Annotated in this window: 1 protein-coding gene and 1 pseudogene; both read left to right on the forward strand. The window is 62.5% G+C overall.

Features of this window, described 5'->3' with window-relative positions:
* Positions 1-131, forward strand: a pseudogene (locus tag H8F21_RS29400) (cell division protein FtsQ/DivIB); the annotation flags it as partial.
* A 15-nt stretch (positions 132-146) separates the two neighbouring features.
* A partial coding sequence (gene ftsA, locus H8F21_RS29405) for a cell division protein FtsA (protein ID WP_203585856.1) occupies positions 147-1,037 on the forward strand: 891 nt, incomplete at its 3' end.

Below are 1,037 nucleotides of genomic sequence, written 5' to 3' on the forward strand. Positions count from 1 at the left end.
ATGACAAGACCTTGAAAGAACAGATTACGAACATTGCGAGCGTCGACCTGCGTTACGCCAACGGCCTTGCCGTCGGCTGGCGTGAACCGGCTGCGCCCACGGCAGCGCAACCCGCTGTCGCGAAGAATTAAGATGAGGCAGGACCCATGGCAAACGTGCAAAGCGGCAAAATGATCGTCGGTCTCGATATCGGCACCTCCAAGGTGGTGGCGCTGGTGGGCGAGGTCGGTGAAGACGGCGTGATCGAGATCGTCGGTATTGGCACGCATCCGTCCCGGGGCCTGAAGAAGGGCGTGGTGGTGAACAACGATTCCACCGTGCAATCGATCCAGCGCGCCATTGAAGAAGCGCAGCTGATGGCCGGTTGCCGGATTCACTCGGCGATCGTCGGCGTGGCCGGCAACCAAATCCCCAGCCTGAACTCTCACGGCATCGTGGCGATCCGCGACCGTGAAGTCAGCGCGGCCGACCTCGAGCGTGTACTCGACGCTGCCCAGGCCGTGGCGATCCCGGCTGACCAGCGCGTACTGCACACCCTGCCGCAGGACTACGTGATCGATAATCAGGAAGGCGTTCGCGAGCCCCTGGGCATGTCGGGTGTACGTCTGGAAGCCAAGGTTCACGTAGTGACCTGCGCCGTCAACGCCGCACAGAACATTGAAAAATGCGTGCGCCGCTGTGGCCTGGAAATCGACGACATCATTCTGGAACAACTGGCCTCGGCCTACTCGGTACTGACCGACGACGAAAAAGAACTGGGCGTGTGCCTGGTGGACATCGGCGGCGGCACCACTGACATTGCGATCTTCACCGAGGGTGCGATCCGTCACACCGCCGTGATCCCGATTGCGGGCGACCAGGTGACCAACGACATCGCCATGGCGCTGCGTACACCGACCCAGTACGCCGAAGAAATCAAGATCCGCTACGCCTGCGCCCTGGCCAAGCTGGCCGGTGCCGGCGAGACCATCAAGGTGCCAAGCGTGGGCGACCGTCCTCCGCGTGAACTGTCGCGCCAGGCCCTGGCCGAAGTGGTC

This window comes from Pseudomonas arcuscaelestis, from assembly GCF_016881005.1.
GTDB classification, from domain to species: domain Bacteria; phylum Pseudomonadota; class Gammaproteobacteria; order Pseudomonadales; family Pseudomonadaceae; genus Aquipseudomonas; species Aquipseudomonas arcuscaelestis.